This is a genomic window from Streptomyces tremellae (assembly GCF_039540215.1).
Taxonomy (GTDB): Bacteria; Actinomycetota; Actinomycetes; order Streptomycetales; family Streptomycetaceae; genus Streptomyces; species Streptomyces tremellae.
On sequence record NZ_BAABEP010000062.1, the window covers coordinates 13967 to 34330 of the forward strand.

Sequence of the window (20364 nt, forward strand, 5' to 3'; positions counted from 1 at the left end):
CGCGCCGTGGGGACGGCGGGGCGGCCGGCGGCGGCGGTGCCGGACCGGACCGGGAGGCACGCGGGGCGGGACGGGTCTGCGGGCCGCCGCGTGCCGCGGACCGCAGGCCGGGGGTCAGGGGCGGCGCATCCAGCCTTCGAGCCCCGCCGCGTCCAGCGGCAGCGCGTCGGAGAGCACGTCGGAGCCGTCCGCGGTGACCAGGACGTCGTCCTCGATGCGCACGCCGACGCCGCGCAGCTCCGGTGGGACCGTCAGGTCGTGGGCGTGGAAGTAGAGGCCCGGTTCGACGGTGAGCACCATGCCGGGCGCCATCGCCCGCCCGTGGTACGACTCGTAGGTGGAGCGCGCGCAGTCGTGGACGTCGAGGCCGAGGTGGTGGCCGATGCCGCAGACCAGGTAGCGGCGGTGGTGCTGGCCCCGTTCCGAGAGCGCCTCGTCGACGGAGACCGGGAGCAGCCCCCAGTCGTGCAGACCCCGCGCGATCACCTCCATCGACGCGTGGTGGAAGTCGGTGAAGGGGCGCCCTGGCCCCACGGCGGCGAGGCCGGCCCGGTGGGCGCGCTCCACGAGGTCGTGGACCTGGCGCTGCACCGGCGAGAAGGTGCCGGAGGCCGGGAAGGTGCGGGTGACGTCGGCCGTGTAGTGGCTGCGGGCCTCGACCCCCATGTCCAGCAGGAGGAGTTCGTCCTCGGCGACGGGGCCGTCGCAGCGCACCCAGTGGAGGGTGGGCGCGTGTCTGCCGCTGCCGACGATGGTCGCGTAGCCTGGCCCGTTGCCGACCGTGCGGGCGTACCGGTCGAAGGTGCCCTGGAGCCAGCGCTCCCCGCCGCCGCGTACGGCGGCGGGGATCTCGGCGGTGACCGCGGCGAAGCCCTCGACGGTCCGGTCGACGGCCTCGCGCAGCCGGGCGATCACCCAGTCGTCCTTGATCATCCGCAGGTCGGCGAGGGCCCTGCCGAGTTCCTCGGACGGCGCGGTCTCCGCGGCGGCGCCCAGGTCCTGGCCGGGGGAACCGGCCACGAGGGGCCGGCTCAGCCGGCCGAGGGCGGCCGGCAGGTCCGCCGTGTCGTGCACGTCGACACCGAGGGCGTCACGCCAGTCGGCGAGTCCCGGCACGGGGCCCACCCACAGCTCGCCGTGGGCCGCGTCGGTGAAGAAGGCGTGCCCGCCGGGGCGGTGCGGGGCGGGCAGGTAGAGGGCCGCGTCGTGCCCGGAGCCCGCGGGCGTCAGCACCAGCGTCGCGCGCTCCACGGGCGCGCCGGTCAGCCAGAGGAAGTCGCTGTCGGCCCGGAAGTCGTGGTACGTGTCGTTGCTGCGCACGGGCGCGGTGCCTGAGCCGATCACCAGGGCCCTGCCGGGATACAGCGCGCTGAGCAGCTCCCGGTGGGCCGCGGCCGCCGCCACCGCGCCCGGCACCAGGTCGGGCGTGCGGTCGGCGTCGGCCCAGCCGCCGGCCATGAGGCTGACGAATGAGGGAAGTTCGCCCAGCCGGGGCAGCCGGGGAGGTGCCGTGGAGATGCGTTCGTTCATACCGAATCCGCCCTTCGGTGCAGTGATCCTTCGGGGGCTGCCGTGGCGGACGATCAGGTGTCCCCCGCGCGCGTTCTCGTACATGAAACCGAACCGCTCGTGTTCCATAGAGCGAACACCCAGAAACTAGGCCACCACCCAGGGGGTGTCAATGGTCCTGCCACGCGGAGTTCGCCGGGCGGAAGTGCGCACGTCAGCGGCGGCTCGTACGGGCGGTGCCGCGTGGGGGCCCGGGTCAGTGGGGAGCGTCGGCCGGGGCCTTGGCGTCCGCGCGGTGGTTGACGAACAGCACCGACCGCACGGGCCCCGCGGGCGCGGAGTACGCGTGCGGCGCCGACGCGTCGAAGGAGACATAGTCGCCGGGGCCGAGTTCGACGCGCACCCCGTCCACGTCGACCCGGAGCACGCCCGACCGCACGACGGTGTGCTCGGTCCCGACGTGCCCCGGGGACTCCTGTCGTGCTCCCGCCCTGACCTGCTGGTCGTAGAGTTCGCAGAGCAGCCCGGCGCTCTCGATCCTGCCGTACGGGCGCAGGTCGACACCGTCGCCGACGAGCGGGGCGACCTCGGCGGCCCTGATCACGGTCATGCCCTGGTGCGGGTGCGGCTCCAGCAGGGCGGAGATGGGCTCGCCGAGCGCGCGCGAGAGGCTGAAGACGGTCTCGACGGTGGGGTTGCCGGTGCCGGACTCCAGCTGGGAGAGCGTCGCCTTGCTGATGCCGGAGAGCCGTGCGGCCTCGGAGAGCGACACGCCCCTGCGCGCCCTCGCGGCCTTCAGATTGGCGGCGAGCAGGTCCCCCACGGACCCCTCGTACGGCTCGGTGCGCACCGGTCGACACCCCTCCATCGTTCGCTATAACGCACGTAGGTCGTTCACTGTAATGAACGTTTAACCGCGACGACAACAAAAAGGGGCGCGGACCCGATGGAATCGGGTCCGCGCCCCCGGGCTCCGCGGCACGCACTGCCCCATGGCCGTTCGCGTCAGTCGAGCACGCCGGTGCCGAGCAGTCCGAACAGGAGCACGCCGATGATGATCCGGTAGACCACGAACGAGTTGAGCGAGTGGCTGGCCACGAACTTCATCAGCCAGGCGATGGAGGCGTAGGCCACGAGGAACGACACGATCGTGCCGACCGCGAGCGGTGCGGCACCGACGCCCGCGCCGAGGGCGTCCTTGAGTTCGTAGACGCCCGCCCCGGTCAGCGCGGGGATGCCGAGGAAGAAGGACACCTTGGTGGCGGCGACCCGGTCGAGGTCCAGGACGAGTGCGGTGGACATGGTGGCCCCCGAACGCGAGAAGCCGGGGAACAGCAGCGCGAGGATCTGCGAACAGCCCACCAGCATCGCGTCCTTGAAGGACGTGTCGTCCTCGCCGCGCTTGTGGCGGCCCATCTGGTCGGCCGCCCACATCACACCGCTGCCGAGGATGAGGGAGCCCGCGACCACCCACAGGGAGGCGAGGGGGCCGTCGATCAGCGGCTTGGCCGCGAGGCCCACGACCACGATCGGGATCGTCGCCGCGATCACCCACCACGCGAACCTGTAGTCGTGGTGGTAGCGCTCCTCCTTGTGCACGAGGCCCCGGCCCCAGGCGGCGATGATCCGCACCAGGTCCTTGAAGAAGTAGAGGATGCAGGCGACGATCGCGCCGACCTGGATGACCGCGGAGAAACCGACCACCGACGCGTTCTCGACGGGGATGCCCATCAGGCCCTCGGCGATCTTCAGATGCCCGGTGGACGACACGGGGAGGAACTCGGTCAGCCCTTCCACCGCTCCGAGGACGACTGACTGCCCGATGCTGATCGCGCTCATGGATTCCACTTCTGGAGGATGCGTGCGGAGGTGCCGCCGCACGCTGGACGATGCGGGCGGAGAGAAGTCATCATGCCGGAGCCCGGGGCCCCGCATCCCCCCGGGGCGGGCGCCCGCCGGGCCTTCGCGCGGCCCTCACCCGCCCGTTCCCCACCGTTCGCCATGCCGTCTCCTTCCCGTCGCCCACCCGCGGGCGGTGCCCGTCACACGCGCGGGTACCACCGGTCGGGCGGGCCCGGCTCGCAGCGTACGAGACCGCGGGCGTCGAGCAGCGCCAGACAGGCCAGGGTGTCCTGGAGCGCGGCGCGCAGCGCGGAACCGCGCAATTCCTCGAAGGGCCGGTGCCAGGTCACGGCGGCTGCGATGTCCCAGGCGTGCACCGCCCCGACCCGCAGCGCACCCGCCACCTGCGCGAGCCGCCCGCGGTGGTGGCGGCGCAGCGCGCCGAGGCGGGCGTCGAGGCCGGTGAAGCGGTGCTCGTGCGCGGGCAGCACCTCGGCGGGGTCGAGGCCGGCCAGCTGGTCGAGGGAGCGCAGGTAGTCGCCGAGCGGGTCCGCGCGGCCGGGTGCCGGTTCGTGCAGGCCCACGGCGTGCTCCGGCAGCACGTGGTCGCCGGAGAGCAGCAGCCGCCGCCCCTCGTCCCACAGGCAGATGTGCCCGGGCGAGTGGCCGGGGGTCCACAGGACGCGCAGGTCGAGGCCGGGGAGCGGCAGCAGGTCCCGGTCGTGCAGGAGGCGGTCGGGGTGCGGCAGGTCGGCAGGGGCCGGCCTGCCGCGCACCCGCCCGGTGAGCCGGGCCGCGAGGCGCGGCGGGGCGCCGACCCGCTCCAGCGTGGCGGCGAGGCGCCCGGCCGGGTCGCGCTCCGCGGCGGCGAGGAGCGGCACGTCGCGCTCGTGCAGGGCGACCCAGGCTCCGGAGGCCGCGCGGACCCGCCCGGCGAGCCCGTAGTGGTCGGTGTGCGCATGGGTGACGACCACGCCTCTGACGTCCTCCACCCGGGTGCCCGCCGCGGCGAGCCCGGCGCGCAGGGCGTCCCACGCCTCCTCGGTGTCCCACCCCGCGTCCACCAGGAAGGGCCCCGCGTCCGTCTCGAACAGGTAGACGAGGACGTACGCCGGGCCCGTCGGCAGGGGTACGGGAACACTCCACACGCCGGGCGCGGCCCGTTCGACGGGCGGCGGCTGCCGCCGCCCCCCGGGTATCGCGGCGTCGCCCGCGGCGCTCGTGCGCGGCATCGCTCGGCCCCTCCTTCTCGCGCCCCTCGCGCTGACGCTTCGTAACGTACTAGGAACCGCTAGGACACGTCGCGTCAGCCTCCCCCGCCGGGGCGCGCTACGGCCGTCCCGCGCAGCGGCCGACCGCGCGGAGAGCGAAGTCGATGACGCGGTCCGCGGCGGCGCGCGCGCCGTCGCGGGACGGCCGGGCGAGCTGCTCGTCGACCGCCTGGCGCAGCAGCGCGCCGATGCACCCGGCGTCGGCGGCCACGTCGCACACACCGGGGAAGTCCCCGGCCGACCGGCCGCCGGCGAGGATGGCGGCGATGAGGCCCTCCGCGTCGGCGTCGATCCTCGCCCGCTCGGCCGCGTACCCCTTGGCGCGTACGGTCTCCTCGCTGACCATCACGAGGACGCGGCGGCGGCGCCGCGGGTCCGAGGTCAGCCGCAGGGTGCCGCGGACCAGCCTGCGCAGCGCGTCCGCGGGTGACGAGGCGGCTGCGGTGACGGCCCGCATCTCGGCGGTCAGGGCGTCCGCGTCGTCGCGGAACATCGCGATGAGGAGGTCGTCCTTGGAGCCGAAGTGCCGGTAGAAGGCCCGGGTGGACAGTCCCGCGGCGGCCAGGATCTCCCCGACGGAGGCGGAGGCGCCGTCGCTCGCGGCGAGACACCGGTAGGCGGCCTCGACGATGCGGGCGCGCTCGTCCTCCCGGCCGGATGCTCCCCGGTCGTCCCCCGCCATCGGCCGGCCTCCCCGTGCCCGAGCTGCCTCTCCGGTGCGCCAGGGTAGCGGGGGAGCGGGCCTGCCGGGTCCCGGGGTGCGGCGGGGCCGGGCGCCCCTGGCCGCCCGCCACGGCACCGTGCGCGCCCACGCCACGGACCGGTCAGTAGCATCGTCGCCGTGCCGACCCGGAGGCCCCGCCCGGTGCCCGCCGGTCCCCCGGTGGCGCCGGCGCGCCGCACGACGACGGAGGTCCCGTGAGTGACGACCGCGACAGCACCCCGCACACGCCGGCGCCCGGCGCGCCGCCCGCGCCCCCGGCCGGACCGCCGGACACGGTGCGGCCCGGGGGCGGGCCGCTCTCCGGGGTGCGCGTCGTGGAGCTCGCGGGCATCGGTCCCGCACCGATGGCCGCCCTGACGCTCGCGGAGCTCGGCGCCGACGTCGTACGGGTCGACCGGCCCGTGCCGTCGCCCGTCACCGACGGGCTCGACCGGGGCAGGCGGTCCGTGGTGGTGGACCTCAAGCACCCTCGGGGCGCCGAGGCGGTGCTGCGGCTCGCGGAGCGCGCGGACGTGCTGATCGAGGCGTACAGGCCCGGTGTGGCGGAGCGGCTCGGTGTCGGGCCGGGCGAGGCGCTGCGGCGCAACCCCCGCCTGGTGTACGCGCGGATGACCGGCTGGGGCCAGTCGGGTCCGCGCGCGAGCACGGCGGGCCACGACATCAACTACCTGTCCCTCACGGGGGCGTTGTCGGCGATCGGCCGTGCGGGCGGGCCGCCGCAGGTGCCGGTGAACCTGCTCGGGGACTTCGGCGGCGGCTCGATGTACCTGCTGGTGGGCATCCTGTCGGCGCTGCACCACGCGGGCGCCACCGGGGAGGGGCAGGTGGTCGACGCGGCGATCGTGGACGGTGTCACGCACCTGGCGTCGATGGTGTGGGCGCAGCGCCGCCACCACGGGTGGCGGGACGAGCGCGGCACGAACCTGCTGGACACGGGCCGCCCGTTCTACGACGTGTACGAGACCTCGGACGGCGGCTGGTTCGCGGTGGGCGCGCTCGAACCGCAGTTCTACGCGCGTCTGGTGGAACTGCTTGAGCTGCCCGGATGGGCCGGGGGCCAGTACGACCCGGAGCGGTGGCCCGCCATGCGGGAGGCGTTCGCCGCAGCGTTCGCGTCGCGGACGCGCGCCGAGTGGGAGCGGGTGTTCGAAGGGTCCGACGCCTGCGCCTCCCCCGTGCTGGACTGGGCCGAGGCCGTGCGCGACCCGCATCTCGCGGCGCGCGGCACGCACGACCGGGTGGACGGCGGGGACGTGCCCGCCCCGGCGCCCCGCTTCTCCGCCACGCCGACCACGACGGCGGCGGCGCCCGGACCGGTCGGCGCGGACGGGGAGCGGGTCCTCGCGGACTGGGCGGTGCGCGGCGCGGCTGAGCTGCTCGCGGACGGCGCACTGCGGCGCGGCGCCTGCCCGCCCGGCTGAGTCCGCACCCGCCGTGCCGCGCACGGGTGCCGGCGAGGCGCCGGGCGGGGAGGCGCCCGGCGCCTCGGGCTGCTCCCGCGGGTCAGGCGGCGGCCGGGGCCGCGTCCTGGAGCAGCGGGAAGTGGCACGCCACCTGGTGACCGGCGCCGAGCGGGGTGGTGACGGCGGGCTCCTGGACGGCGCAGATGTCCTGCGCGATCGGGCAGCGGGTGCGGAAGCGGCAGCCGGACGGCGGGGCGGCTGCGGACGGCGTCTCCCCGCCGAGCGGCGTACGGCTCTCGCCGGCCTGTTCGGGGTCCGGCACGTTGACCGTGTCGAGCAGGCCACGGGTGTACGGGTGCAGCGGCTGCGCGTACACCTGGCCGGCGGGGCCGCACTCGACCAGCTTTCCGAGGTACATCACGCCGACGGTGTCGGCGAGGTAGCGGATCACGGCGAGGTCGTGCGAAATGAACAGGTACGTCAGCTCGCGGTCGCGCTGGAGGTCCCGCATCAGGTTGAGGATCTGCGCCTGCACGGACACGTCGAGCGCGGAGACCGGCTCGTCGGCGACGATCAGCTCGGGCGAGAGCGTCAGGGCGCGGGCGAGGCCGAGCCGCTGGCGCTGGCCGCCGGAGAACTCGTGCGGGTAGCGGTCGACCGCGCCGCGCGGCAGCCCCACGGCGTCCAGCAGCCCGGCGACGGTCCGGTCCTGTTCGGCGCGGTCGCCGACACCCTGGATGACGAGCGGCTCGCGCAGGATGGCGCCGACGCGCATCCGCGGGTCCATCGCGGCGGTGCTGTCCTGGAACATCAGCTGGATGGCGCGGCGGTGGGCCCGGCGCTGCGCCCTCGGCACGGCCGCGAGGTCCTGGCCCGCGAAGGCGATCGTCCCCGAGGTGGGGTTTTCGAGGCCTGCGACCATCCGCCCGACGGTGGTCTTGCCGCAGCCCGACTCGCCCACCACGCCGAAGGTCTCGCCCTTGCGCACGGTGAGCGTGATGCCGCCGACGGCGCTGACGGTGCCGCGCCTGCGGGCGAAGGGGCCGCCGCTGAGCGGGAAGTCCTTGCGCAGGTCCGTGATCTCCAGCAGGGGCGCGCCCGAGGGGACGGCCGGGGTGTGCCGCGCCTCGCCTGGCACCACGTCGTCCAGCGGGTCGGCGGCCTCCTCGGGGACCGGGTGGAAGCAGGCGAAGGCGTGGTCGCCGTCCGCGGTGAGCGGGGGCTCCTCGGTGCGGCAGACGTCGGTGGCGAAGCCGCACCGGGCGGCGAACCTGCAGCCGTGCTGCGCGGTGGAGAGGTCGGGCGGCAGGCCGGGGATGGTGCGCAGTTCGGTGGCGCCCACGACGGCCTTCTCGGGCAGCGCCGCGAACAGGGCCTCGGTGTAGCGGTGGCGGGGTGCACGGAACAGGGGCCGTACGCCTGCCTGTTCGGCGATGCGGCCGGCGTACATGACGGCCACCCGGTCGACGCGGTGGGCGATGACGCCGAGGTCGTGGGTGACGAGGATCATCGCCATGCCGAGGCGGGCGCGCAGGTCGTCGATGAGCTCCAGGATCTGGTGCTGGGTGGTGACGTCGAGCGCGGTGGTGGGCTCGTCGGCGATCAGCAGTTTGGGCTCGCACACCAGGGCCATCGCGATGGCGACGCGCTGGCGCATGCCGCCGGAGAGCTGGTGGGGGTAGGCGCGCATCCGCTCGGCGGGCTGCGGCATCCCGACGAGGCCCAGCATGTCCTGGGCCTTCTCCCACGCCTGCTTCCTGGTGGTGTCCTGGTGCAGCAGCAGCGGCTCCGCGACCTGCGCGCCGATCGTCATGGTCGGGTTGAGCGAGGTCAGCGGGTCCTGGAAGACCACGCCGATGGTGTCGCCGCGCACGTCGCGCAGCCGCTTCTCACCGCCCGCGACGAGGTCCTCGCCGTCGAAGCGGACCGTGCCGCGGGTGACGGACCCGCCGCTCGGCAGCAGGCCGAGGACGCTGAGCGCGGTCATGGTCTTGCCCGAGCCGGACTCGCCGACGACGCCGAGGGCCTCGCCGGGCGCGAGGTCGAGGCTGACGCCGTCCAGGGCGTGGACGGTTCGGCCGCGCCCGGCGATCTCCACGTGCAGGTCGTCGATGGCGAGCAGGGGTTCGCTCATGTCGTGGTCCTCAGGGTCCTCGGGAAGCTGCCGCGGTGGACGGCGCGTGGGCGGACGGCGGGGCGGCGCACGGGGCCGGGGCGCGCGGCCGTGCGGCGCGCGGTGGTACGGCTGCCGGTCGCGGGGCCGGTTCCCCGGTATGCCGTCAGTCGGTATGCCGTCATTTCTTCTGGAGCCGTACTTCGAAGGCGTCGCGCAGTCCGTCGCCGATGAAGTTGAACGCGCCGACGACGAGGACGATCGCGATGCCGGCCGGGAAGATCAGCCACCAGTAGCCGTTCTGCGTGTAGGTGATGCCGGAGGACAGCATCGAGCCCCAGTCGGTGGCGGGCGGCGGGATCGACAGGCCGAGGAAGGCGAGGTAGCTCACGTACAGGATGGCGTCGGCGACCTGGAAGGTCGCGTTCACGATGACGGTGCCGATGGCGTTCGGGACGATGTGCCGGAACACCGCACGCGCTCCCCCGCCGCCCATCATCCGCATGGCCTGGACGTATTCGCGGTCGCGCAGGGAGAGCGCCTCGCCGCGCACCAGGCGGGCCGGGGAGAGCCAGGCGACGGCCGCGATGATGAGGATCAGGACGAGCTTGCTCGGCGTGATGATGGCGGAGACCACGACGAGCAGGAACATCGCGGGGATGGCGAGCGCCGCGTCGGTGACGCGCATCATGGCCGCGTCGACCCAGCCGCCGAAGTAGCCGGAGACGGCGCCCCACACCGTCCCGAAGACGGTGGCGAGCACACCGGCGGCGAGGCCCACTTCGAGGGAGGACTGGCCGGCCACCATCAGGCGGCCGAGGAGGTCGTAGCCGAGGTCGGTGGTGCCGAGGAGGTGTCCTGGGGCGCCGGGCGCCAGGTTGGCCTGCGCCAGGTCGGTGTGGATCTGGTCGGTGGGGTGGATCAGGGGTCCCACGTAGCAGAACAGCAGGAGCAGCACGAGGACGACGACCCCGGTGAGCGCGAGCTTGTTGCGGGTGAAGACCTGGACGGTGCGCCGCGCGAGCGAGGGTGTGGCCTGGGCCGCTTCCTCGTGCCCTGGGGCGACGGCGGGAGATATCACGCTCATGACACGCTCCGGATGCGGGGGTCGAGGAGGGCGTAGGCGATGTCGGTCACCAGGGAGCCGACGACGGTGGCGACACCGACGACCAGGGTCACACCGAGCAGGACGGGGAAGTCGCTGCCCTGGGCGGCGTTCCAGAACAGCAGCCCCATCCCCGGGTAGTTGAACATGGACTCGACGACGAGCGCGCCGCTGAACAGCGTCGGCAGGTAGAGGCCGAGGAGGGTGACCAGCGGGATCAGGGCGTTGCGCAGCACGTGCCTGACGAGGATGCGGCGGCTGGACTGCCCCTTGGCCGTCGCGGTGCGCACGTACTCCTCGGTGAGGTTGTCGAGGGTCGCGGAGCGCATGTAGCGGCTGAACATGGCGATGATGCCGAAGGCCATGGTGACGATGGGCAGGACCATGCCGGAGAAGCCGCTGAAGACGGAGCCGATCGAGGTGCCCTGCGGTGCCTCCGCGGGGAAGATCGGGACGGCCTGGCTGAAGACGATGATGAAGATGAGGCCGAGGAAGAAGACCGGGGTGGCGTACGCGAGGAAGGCGAGCGCGGTGAGCGCGTAGTCGGCGGGCTTGCCGCGGCGCACGGCCTGGAGCAGGCCGAGCGGCACGGCGACGACCACCGCGACGGCGGTCGACAGGACCGTCAGGATCAGCGTCTTGGGCAGCCGCTGGCCGAGCAGGGAGCTGACGGGCTCGTTGAGCTTGTACGACTGGCCGAGGTCGCCGTGGAAGAGGCGTACGAGGTAGTCCCCGTACTGGACGGGGAGCGGGTTGTCGTACCCCTGGACGTCGTTGAAGTGCGCGATCTGCTGCGGGGTGCCCTTGGGGCCGAGGATGGCGCGGGCGGGGCCGCCGGGCAGCGAGTGCAGCAGCAGGAACACGATGATGGTGACGAGGAAGAGGACAACCAGTGCCTGGAGCAGGCGCTTGACGAGAAAGCCGGTCACTGACTGGCCCCCTTCTTGACATAGTACCAGCTCTGCGGGGAGAAGGTGGCGGTCGGGTTCTGCTGGACGCCGCGCAGGTCGTTGCGGATGACGGAGACCTGGTAGGCGGGGTTGGGCATCCACATCACCGGCAGCTGCCGCGCGAGGTACTCGCCGTAGGCGTGCATGGCGTCCTGGTTGTCCGAGTAGAGGACGGCGTGGATGAGCTTGTCGGCCTTCGGGTCCGCGTAGTTGCCGAAGTTGGCCGAGGCGCCGGTGGAGAACAGTTCCTCACCGCTGGGGTTGAGCGGGTAGTACCAACTGCCCGCCGTGCCGAAGAAGGACATGTCCCAGTCGCAGCCCGGGTCCTTCGCCGTGCAGGCGACGGAGTTGCCGAGGACGGAGTTGAGCGGCTGCTGCCGCACCGTGAGGTCGATGCCGGCGCGGCTGAGCGACGACTTGAGCACCTGCATCATGTTGGTGGTCTCGGTGGAGCCTGACTGGGAGAGCAGGGTCAGGGTGAGCGGCGCGTCGCGTGCGATGCCCGCCCCGCACTCGTCGGCCCCGGTACCGGGCCGGGTGCAGACGGCGTGTCCGCCGCGCTGGGTCCACCCGTGCGCGGCGAGCAGGGCGCGGGCCGCGTCCACGTCGTACGGGTACGGGTTGTGCGCCATGCCCGGCGAGAGGTACTGGGTCTTGGGGAAGGCCGGCACGGGGCCGAGGGTGGGCTTCGCGCTGCCCTGCCAGACGACGTCGCTCATGCCCTTCTGGTCGACCAGGTGCTGCATGGCCTGGCGGATGTAGAGCCGGCGCATCTCCGGGCCCGCGTGGGTGGAGTTGAAGTTGTAGACGATGTAGCTGACGGCCCAGCCCGTCCACGGGGAGATGCGGTAGCCGCGCTGCTCGAACCGGGACTTCTGGGCGAGGACGGACGGCGGGATGTAGCCGTAGTCGACCCCGCCCGAGCGCATCACGTTGTACTCGGAGTCTGCGGTGGTGAAGGGCTTGAAGACGACCTTGTCGAGGTGGGGGCGCTGACTGCCGGTGTACCGGGGGTTGCGCTCGACGGTGACCTGTCCTGTGTCCTCCCACTGCGCGATCCGCCAGGGGCCGTCGACGGTCTTCCACAGCGGGTCGGTGCCGTACGAGCCGAGGTTCTTCGCGTGGGCGGTCAGCCGTGCGAACACGGCCCTGGCGCCCGCGGTGGTGCGGTCCCAGTCGCCGATCTTCCCGCCGTCGGTCCTGGCGTCCCACGCCTGCTGGGGCAGGGCGCGCATGAGGGTGAGCTGGTTGGCGGTGAACCAGTCGGGGTTGTAGGCGCGGTCGAGGGTGAGCCGGATGGTGTGGGCGTCGACCACCTGGAACTTCTTCACGTCGTCCGGCATGGTGCCGACGGTGTAGCTGGCCCACTCCGCCTTGTCGGCCCTGACCATGTTGAACCAGAACTCGATGTCCCTGGCCGTGACCGGTGTGCCGTCCGACCAGTGGATGTCGTCGCGCAGGGGCACCGTGACGGTGGTGTCGCCTTCGCTGTATACGGGCTTCTCGCCCAGGGTGCCGGCGCCGGTGGGGACGAGGTCGGTGCCCTGCTGCACGGCGTCGTACACCGGCATGAAGAACAGCTCCTGGAGGGAGGAGTTGTAGGTGGCGCTGTAGCCGGGGGGACCGATCGGGAAGATCCAGTTCGGGGTGGCCGCGGGCGGCAGGGCCATGGTGACGGTGCCGCCCTCGACCGGCGTGCCGCCGGTGGGGGCCATGTGGATCGTGCCGCCCTGCCGCGTGCAGCCCGAGAGCACGACGGCCAGCGCGGCGGCGAGCGCTGCGGCGATGACGCGTATCCGCGCGGGGGTGCGCCCTGAGCGCATGGAGGGGCCTCCATCAAAACCGGCGGGAGGCCGACGGAATGTTCGGCCAAGGATGGGTGAAAGTTAGGGCCGGATCGAAAAGCAAGTCAACCCCCTTCGCTCACTCTGCGCTAGCAACTTGACGATTATTGAACGGTTTTATTCCTGTTTACCCTGCCCGACTCGACAAGGCCGTCAGAGAAGTTCACCGGAGGCGGTGGCGCGAAACGATTCCAAGTCGGTACCTTGCAGCAAGACAACGGCAACTTGCTCCACATATCGAACAAAGGCAGGGGACACATGACGGACAGTGCCTCGACCAAGGACATCCTCCGCATGGTGTCCACCGGGGCCGCCTCCTCACGGGCCGACCTGGTGCGGGAACTCGGCCTCGCCGCCTCCACGGTGTCCCTGCGGGTCCAGGAGCTGGTCGCGGCCGGCCTGCTCACGGAATCGGGCGAGGGCGCCTCACGCGGCGGACGGCGGCCCCGGCTGCTGCGCGTGCGGCAGCCGGACGACGTGTGCGTCGCCGCCGACCTCGGCTCGCACCACGGCCGGATGGGCGCGGTCGGGCTCGACGGCACCGTGCGGGACGTGGACGACCACCAGCACGACCTGACGGCCGGCCCGGAGCCCGCGGTCGAGTGGCTGGTGGAGCGGCTCGGCGCAGTCGCGCAGCGGCAGCGCGCCGCGGGCCGCGCCGTCGCCGGCGCGGGCGTCGCCTTCCCCGGGCCCGTCGACGCGGACGGGCGGGTGCAGACCCCGTCGCGGATGCCGGGCTGGCACCGCTATCCGCTCGCCGAGGTGCTCTCGCAGCGCCTCGGCATGCCGGTGACGGTCGACAACGACGCCACGCTGATGGCCACGGGCGAGCACCTCGCCGCGCGCCGCCACCTCGACCACCTGGTGGTGGTGAAGGTCGGCCGCGGCATCGGCTGCGGTGTGATCTCGGCGGGCCGCCCCTACCGGGGGGCGAACGGCGCCGCGGGCGACATCAGCCATGTCCGGGTCGACGCCGCCCAGGAGCGGCCGTGCTCCTGCGGCAACATCGGCTGCCTCGAAACGGTCGCGAGCGGCGCCGCTCTCCAGCGCGAACTGGCCCTCCAGGGGCCGGCGGTGGACGGCACGAGCGATCTGCTGCGGCTGGTCGCCGACGGCGATCCGTACGCCACGACGCTGGTGCGCACCGCGGGCCGGCACATCGGCACCGTGCTCAGTGTCGTGGTGAACTTCTTCAACCCGCAGGCCGTGGTGCTCGGCGGTGCCCTCGCCGTCGCCGAGCCGCTGGTCGCCGCGGTCCGCGGAGTGCTGTACGAGCGCTGCCTGCCGATGGCGACGGCCGGGCTTGAGATCACCACCACCGCCACGGGCCGCGACGCGGGGCTGCTCGGCGCGGGGCTCACCGTCCTGCGCCGGGCGCTGCCGCACGCGTCGGTGGACTGACCCGGCCCCGTGTACGCCCCGACCACGAAGCCACGACCCCACCACGACCGGAGACCACCGCCATGACCACCGCCCCCCAGGACCGCCGACTGCGCATCGCGATCGGCGGCATCGGCATCGAGTCCTCGACCTTCTGCCTGCACCGCTCCACCGCCGACGACTTCCGGCAGACCCGCGGTCAGGAGCTGCTCGACCGGTACACCTGGACCCGCCGGGACTCCGACCTGGCGGAGCTGGTCGAGTGGGTGCCGCTGCTGCACGCGACCGCGCTGCCCGGCGGCCCGGTGGAGGCCGATTCGTATCTGCTGCTCAAGGACGAGCTGGTGGAGCGCATCCGCGCCGCGGGCCCCCTGGACGGCATGGTCTACGACCTGCACGGCGCGATGAGCGTGATCGGCCTCGACGACGCGGAGGGCGACCTCACGGAGGCGGTGCGCGCCGCGCTCGACTTTGTGGGCACGCCCGACGACCCGGCGCACGGCAGGCCGCTCGCCTCTGCGGCGATGGACCTGCACGGCAATGTGTCGCGCCGGTTCGCCGAGCCGCTCGACCTGCTCACCGCGCACCGGATGGCGCCGCACGAGGACGCCTGGGACACCCGGGAGCGTGCCGCGCGCAAGCTCGTGGAGCGGCTGCTGCTCCCCGCGGAGCAGCGGCGCCCGCACCGCGCCTGGGTGCAGGTGCCTGTCCTGCTGCCCGGCGAGAAGACCAGCACGCGTCTTGAGCCGGCGAAGGGCCTGTACGGCAGGCTGCCCGGCATCGAGGCGAAGCCCGGGATCGTGGACGCGGCGATCTGGGTCGGCTACGCGTGGGCGGACCAGCCGCGGTGCCGTGCCGCCGTCGTGGTGACGGGCGACGACGCCGCGCTCGCCGCCGCCGAGGCCGAGTCGCTCGCGCGGGAGTACTGGGACGTGCGGCGCGACTTCGTGTTCGTGGGCCCCACGGGCAGCGCGCAGGAGTGCGTCGCGCGGGCCGTCGCGTCGGACCGCAGGCCGTTTTTGATCTCCGACTCCGGCGACAACCCGACCGCGGGCGGCGCGGGCGACCTGGCGTACATGCTCGGCACGCTGCTGGAGCGTGAGGAGATCGTCTCGGGGCGGGTCACCGCGGTACACCCGGGCATCATGGACCCGGCCGCGGTCGCCGCCTGCTTCGAGGCGGGCGTCGGGGCCGAGGTCACGCTCGGGATCGGCAACAAGGTCGACACCACGCAGGGCGGTCCTTACGAGCTGACCGGTACGGTCACCGCGCTCCAGCGGGCGTCGGACCGCCCGGACGGCGCGGAGGGCGGGGCGTACGAGCGCGGCTGCGACCTGGCGGCGATCACCCGCGGCGGCCTGACCGTCGTCGTCACCGGGCGGCGCAAGCCCTTCCACACGCTGGCGGACTTCCTCGGCCCCGCCGAGGGCGGCCTCGGCATCGACCCGCGCACCTTCGACCTGGTGGTCGTGAAGATCGGTTACCTGGAGCCCGAGCTGTACGACATGGCGGCCGACTGGCTGCTCGCGCTGACGCCTGGCGGGGTCGACCAGGACCTGCTGCGGCTCGGGCACCACAAGGTGGCGCGCCCGCTCTACCCGTTCGACGACGGCGCCTACGAGGACGGCTCAGGGCCCGACCTGACGCCCGTGCTGCTCTGACGGCCCGGTCCGCGCGCGGACCGGGTGCGCGTCCCGAGCTCCGGCGCGGGCGGTCCCGGTGGTGGGCCGGCCCGCGCCGGAGCGTGCGGGCTGCGGTGTCCTGCTCAGTCCTTGTGTCCTCCCTTCAGGGCGGCCGCGTCGCGGGCGTGGGCGGCGGCGGCCGGGGCCTGGGGGACGAGGGCGCGGTCCCCCGCGAGGGCCGCGGCCGCGTCGAGCACGGCGTCTGCCTGCGCGGTGCGGCCGGCGGCCGCGTGCGCTTCGGCCTGGCCGAGCCGTACGGTCAGCCGCTGTGCGCCCCGGGCGGTGAGCAGCCCGTCCTCGCGCAGCTTCGCCACCAGCGCGGTGAGGTCCGCGTAGGACGTGTGGACGGTGAAGTGCACTGTCGTCACCGCGGTGTTGCCCGCCGTGTCGGTGCCTGTGGCCGTCAGGTCGTGGCCGCCGAGCGGCAGTCGCCACAGGTCGAGCGGGCTCCCGGAGGCGGCCGGTCCGCCGTCGAGGGCGAGGGCCGCGGTGGCGCCGCCCGAGACGGTGTCGGTCGCCGTGGCGCCGGGCGCGGGCGCGGCGGAGTCTCCGAGGTCGGCGCCGTCGGCCACACCGGTGACCGCGACGCGCGGACCCGTGCGGTCGATGCGCACCGTCAGGGTGCCGGACTCGGAGACGTTGCCCGCCGTGTCGGTGGCGCGGTAGCGGACGGTGGTGACGCCCTCCTCCGACAGGGTCACCGCGCTGTCCGCGGGCTTCCAGGTGGCGCCGCCGTCCGTGGAGTACTCGCGGCTCCTGACGGATCCGTCATCCCGCGCCGTGACGGTCAGGCGCACGTCACCGGTGTACCAGCCGCCCTTGCCCGTCGGTTCGCCCGGATGGAGGGCGGCCGTCGCGGTGGGCGCGGTGCGGTCGGCCACGCCCGGCCCCTGGAAGGTGAAGGCGTCGGGCTCCACTCCGCCCGAGGAGGTGATGTAGAGCCTGCCGCTGCCCGCGGGGGCTCCGGTGAGCGGGGTGTCGACGGTCTTGCCGCCGTCGCCCGCCGGGACGGTCACCGTGGCGAACGGCTCGGCGTCCGGGGAGTTCCAGCGCAGCGCGAGGGTGCCCGCGCCGTCCGCGCTCGTCCGCACGCCGGTGATGCCGGCGAACGACACCGGTTCGTACGCGATCCAGTCGCCCGGGTCGAAGGAGGTGAGGCGGCGCAGTCCTGAGGCGCCGGTGTCGTCGGTGACGGTGACGCCCTCGGCCGCGTCGTAGTGTTCGGCCTGGGTGAGCACGGGGTTGAGGATCACCTGCGCGTCGCCCGAGGCGGGCGGCACCCCGCCCGCGCCCTTGTCGGTGTAGGTGACGCCGAGGACGCCGAAGACGTTCTCGGTGTCGCCGTGGCCCGCGTCGGTTGGCGTGGCGATCGCGCCCGAGCAGCCGGTGCCGCTGTCGACGGGGTGGCCGTGCTGGTTGTGGCCGAGGCCGAAGGTCCAGGCGACCTGGGCGCAGTCGACGTCGGCGCCGTCCTCGGGGTCGTCGATGGCGGTGCCATAGGCGACGGTGTCGCCCCAGTGGAAGAAGCCGCCGGTGGGCGGCCGGGTGATCCGCACGGTGGGCGCGGTGTTCCCGACGGTGATCTGGTGGCTGGTCAGACCGGTCTTGCCGTCGGGGTCGGTGACCTTCAGCCGCGCCTGGAACTGGCCGTTCCCTGTGTAGGTGCGGGTGGCCTTCGGGCCGGTGGCGTCGAACGTGCCGTCGCCGTCCAGGTCCCACTGGTAGGTGAGTTCGCCGTGCTCGGGGTCGGTGGACCCGCTCGCGTCGAAGGTGACGGCGAGTGGCGCGGGCCCGGAGGACGGTGCGGCCGAGATCACCGCGGTGGGGGCCTTGTTGCCCTCCGCGTACTCGATCCGGTAGAGGCCGGCGTCGGGGTTCTGCCGGAAGAAGCCGTCGCCGTAGTCGAGGACGTAGAGCGCGCCGTCCGGGCCGAACTCCAGGTCCATGGGGTTGTCCCAGGGCGGTATGCCGTTGGCGGACCGTTCGCTGTTGGGCAGGACGTTCTCCAGCTTGCTGACGGGTCCTTCGGGCCCTTCGAGGGTGAGGGCTGCGACGTAGTCCTGGGAGAACTCGGCGAGGAACGCCTTGCCGTCCCAGTAGGCGGGGAACTTGCCGGTGGACGGGATGGCCGGGTCGTAGTGGTAGACGGGGCCGCCCATGGGCGCCTGGCCGCCGGGCCCGTCCGGGCCGCGGAACGCGGTGAGTTCGGGCCACGGCTGGTCGGTGTCCCGGTCGCCGTACCAGAGGGTGGCGGGGTGGGCGGGTGGCAGCTCCCGCAGGCCGGTGTTCCACCGGGAGTCGTTGACCGGGGCCGCGCAGTCGAAGGCGGGGCCCGGTGTGCGGGTCGCGTAGTCGAAGTCCCGGTAGGGGTGGGTGTTGTCGCCGGTGCAGAACGGCCAGCCGCTGTTGAGCGGCTGGGTGGTGGTGTTCCACTCCACGTAGCCCATGGGGCCGCGGTCCGGGTCCGCGGTGCCCGCGTCGGGCCCGTAGTCGCCCCACGAGACGGCGCCGGTCTCCTTGTCCACGCTGAGGCGGTAGGGGTTGCGCAGGCCCATCACGAAGATCTCGGGGCGGGTCTTCGCGGTGCCCGGCGGGAAGAGGTTTCCCTCGGGGACGGTGTAACCGCCGTCGTCCCGCACGTGGATGCGGAGGATCTTGCCGCGCAGGTCGTCGGTGTTGCCGGAGCCCCGGCGCTCGTCGAGGCCGGGGTTGTAGCCCGGCGCGTCGTTGATCGGGGTGTATCCGTTGACGTCGGGTCCCGACGCCGGTGTGTTGCCGCCGGTGGAGAGGTAGAGGTTGCCCTGCGCGTCGAAGTCGACGTCGCCCGCGACGTGGCAGCACTGGCCGCGGTTGGTGGGGACGCGGATGATCTCCTGCCGGCTCGACAGGTCGAGGGCGTCACCGGTCCACCGGTAGCGGTAGAGGGCGTCGTAGCCCTCCCACTGCTTCCAGTAGGTGTCGTCCGCCCCGGCGGGCAGCCGCTCGGGGGCGGCACCTGCCGGGGTGTCGAGCGGTGGCGAGTAGTACAGGTAGACCCAGTGGTTGGTGGCGAAGCCGGGGTCGAGGGTGACGGTCTGGAGTCCCATCTCGGAGTTCTGGTACACGTCGATGTGGTTGGCGATCCTGGTCACGCCCGTGCCGGGGTCGGTGAGCCGCAGGTCGCCGTTGCGTGCGGTGTGCAGCACGCGGCTGTCGGGCAGGACCGCGAGGTCGATGGGCTCGCCGGTCTCCTTGGTGAGCGTCGACTTCTCGTAGTTGCTCCAGTCGAGGGCGGGTTCGGCCGCCTCGGGTTCGTGGGCCGGTGCGTGGGCGGGCGCGGGTACGGGGGCCGCCTGCGCGGCCGGTGCGGGGGCGGTGCCGCCCAGCGCGGGCAGCGCCGCCAGCACGACCCCGCTGATGAGGCGTCCGAGGGTTCGGTGCACGGTGGTGCGTCTCCTTCGTCGCGTGCCGGGTCCGGTCTGCCTGTGCGGCGGTTCAGGCTCCGAGCAGGTGCCTGATGCCGCCCAGGCTGCGTTCCGCCGCGCCGAGCGAACCGGGCGGATTTGGCTGGGTGTTGACCGCGTTGTCCTGCTCGTAGATGCCGATGTGGCTGTCGCGGGCGCCGATGTCGCGCACGAAGCGCTCGTACGGCAGGGTGCCCGCGCCGAACTCGACCATGGAGTAGCCGTCGCCGCTCCCGGGGCTGGGCACACCGTCCTTCAGGTGGAACAGCGGGTAGCGGTAGGGCTGGTCGCGCACGTACGCGGCGGGCTCGAAGCCGGGGAAGCGGTACTGGCCGACGAACGCCCAGTAGACGTCCATCTCCAGGTACACGTACCGGGGGTCGGTGTTGCGCAGGAACACGTCGTACAGGCGCACCGCGGGCCGGTCGGTGGCGAAGCCGAACTCGCCCGCGTGGTTGTGCTGGTAGAGCTTGATGCCGCGGGCGGCCGCGGCGCGGCCCCACGCGTTGAAGTCGTCGGCCGCGGCCCGGTAGGCGGCGACGGTGGTGGTGCCTGACGGCGCGTTGGCGGTGCCGAGGTGGGGCAGGCCGAGGATCTCCGCGGTGTCCAGCTCGCGCTGGAGGCCGGAGGCGAGGTTGCCGATGCCGACGTGGCTGCCGGTGGCGCGCAGTCCGTTGTCGTCGAGGATGCGGCGGATCTCCTGGGGGGTGATCTGTCTGCCGAGGATGGAGGTGTCCTGGGTGTATCCGGCGAACTCGACCTCGTTGTAGCCCATTCTGGCGAGCTCGGGCAGCACGACGCCGAAGCCGAGCGAGGTGACCTTGTCGCGGACGCTGTAGAGCTGGATGGAGATGCGGTTCTTCGGGATGCTGAGCCGGGACGGCGCGGCGGGTTCGGCCGCCGCCGCGGACCGCGTCCCGGCGAAGGACGCGGCGGCGACGGCCACGGTGGTACCCGCGGTGGCCCGCAGGAACGCCCTGCGGTCGAAGGACTTGTGCAGATGGCCCACGGTCACTCCTGGTGATGAGGCGGGGGACGTACGGGGCGGTGCGGTGCGCGGGACGCGGCTCACGCCGCGCGGAGCGGCTGCCCGGCGCC

General features: G+C 73.4%; 14 protein-coding genes. 3 read left to right on the forward strand and 11 right to left on the reverse strand.

Features of this window, described 5'->3' with window-relative positions; genetic code table 11:
* Positions 1-114 precede the first annotated feature (114 nt).
* The 5 genes from ABEA77_RS28415 to ABEA77_RS28435 form a co-directional block, all read right to left on the reverse strand.
* Positions 115-1530: an aminopeptidase P family protein gene (locus tag ABEA77_RS28415; protein WP_345653646.1), complete on the reverse strand. Its 1416-nt coding sequence runs from the start codon at positions 1528-1530 to the stop codon at positions 115-117.
* 235 nt (positions 1531-1765) lie between these two features.
* Positions 1766-2359 (reverse strand): helix-turn-helix domain-containing protein, encoded by a 594-nt coding sequence (locus tag ABEA77_RS28420; RefSeq protein ID WP_345653649.1) that lies wholly within the window; start codon positions 2357-2359, stop codon positions 1766-1768.
* 155 nt (positions 2360-2514) lie between these two features.
* Positions 2515-3348, reverse strand: coding sequence for an undecaprenyl-diphosphate phosphatase (locus tag ABEA77_RS28425; RefSeq protein ID WP_345653652.1), 834 nt, complete (start codon positions 3346-3348; stop codon positions 2515-2517).
* Positions 3349-3551: 203 nt separating this feature from the next.
* A complete protein-coding gene (locus tag ABEA77_RS28430) occupies positions 3552-4583 on the reverse strand; it encodes an MBL fold metallo-hydrolase (protein ID WP_345653655.1) in 1032 nt (343 codons plus the stop codon).
* Between the two features lie 97 nt (positions 4584-4680).
* Positions 4681-5304 (reverse strand): TetR/AcrR family transcriptional regulator, encoded by a 624-nt coding sequence (locus tag ABEA77_RS28435; RefSeq protein WP_345653658.1) that lies wholly within the window; start codon positions 5302-5304, stop codon positions 4681-4683.
* A 317-nt stretch (positions 5305-5621) separates the two neighbouring features.
* Here ABEA77_RS28435 and ABEA77_RS28440 point away from each other — a divergent pair, with 317 nt between their 5' ends.
* Positions 5622-6767: a CaiB/BaiF CoA transferase family protein gene (locus ABEA77_RS28440; protein WP_345653684.1), complete on the forward strand. Its 1146-nt coding sequence runs from the start codon at positions 5622-5624 to the stop codon at positions 6765-6767.
* An 82-nt stretch (positions 6768-6849) separates the two neighbouring features.
* Here the strand turns inward: ABEA77_RS28440 and ABEA77_RS28445 are convergent, their stop codons facing one another.
* The 4 genes from ABEA77_RS28445 to ABEA77_RS28460 all read right to left on the reverse strand — a co-directional run bounded on the left by ABEA77_RS28445 (position 6850) and on the right by ABEA77_RS28460 (position 12740).
* Positions 6850-8883: an ABC transporter ATP-binding protein gene (locus ABEA77_RS28445; protein WP_345653661.1), complete on the reverse strand. Its 2034-nt coding sequence runs from the start codon at positions 8881-8883 to the stop codon at positions 6850-6852.
* A 160-nt stretch (positions 8884-9043) separates the two neighbouring features.
* On the reverse strand, positions 9044-9949 hold the full coding sequence (locus tag ABEA77_RS28450; protein WP_345653664.1) for an ABC transporter permease: 906 nt from the start codon (positions 9947-9949) through the stop codon (positions 9044-9046).
* Complete coding sequence (locus ABEA77_RS28455; RefSeq protein ID WP_345653667.1) at positions 9946-10896, reverse strand: ABC transporter permease; 951 nt, start codon at positions 10894-10896, stop codon at positions 9946-9948. Before ABEA77_RS28455 ends, ABEA77_RS28450 begins: the two co-directional genes overlap by 4 nt.
* Complete coding sequence (locus ABEA77_RS28460) at positions 10893-12740, reverse strand: peptide ABC transporter substrate-binding protein (RefSeq protein WP_345653669.1); 1848 nt, start codon at positions 12738-12740, stop codon at positions 10893-10895. The genes ABEA77_RS28455 and ABEA77_RS28460 overlap by 4 nt, the downstream gene beginning before the upstream one ends.
* A gap of 279 nt (positions 12741-13019) precedes the next feature.
* Between ABEA77_RS28460 and ABEA77_RS28465 the strand changes: the two genes are divergently transcribed.
* Positions 13020-14162: an ROK family transcriptional regulator gene (locus ABEA77_RS28465; protein WP_345653672.1), complete on the forward strand. Its 1143-nt coding sequence runs from the start codon at positions 13020-13022 to the stop codon at positions 14160-14162.
* Positions 14163-14224: 62 nt separating this feature from the next.
* Complete coding sequence (locus ABEA77_RS28470; RefSeq protein ID WP_345653675.1) at positions 14225-15802, forward strand: M81 family metallopeptidase; 1578 nt, start codon at positions 14225-14227, stop codon at positions 15800-15802.
* A gap of 104 nt (positions 15803-15906) precedes the next feature.
* Here the strand turns inward: ABEA77_RS28470 and ABEA77_RS28475 are convergent, their stop codons facing one another.
* Together ABEA77_RS28475 and ABEA77_RS28480 are read right to left on the reverse strand one after the other, a co-directional pair.
* The gene (locus ABEA77_RS28475) at positions 15907-19245 is read right to left on the reverse strand and encodes a PQQ-dependent sugar dehydrogenase (protein WP_345653678.1); all 3339 of its coding nucleotides are present in this window, start codon (positions 19243-19245) and stop codon (positions 15907-15909) included.
* Positions 19246-19297: 52 nt separating this feature from the next.
* Complete coding sequence (locus ABEA77_RS28480) at positions 19298-20275, reverse strand: sugar phosphate isomerase/epimerase family protein (RefSeq protein WP_345653681.1); 978 nt, start codon at positions 20273-20275, stop codon at positions 19298-19300.
* Positions 20276-20364: the final 89 nt, after the last annotated feature.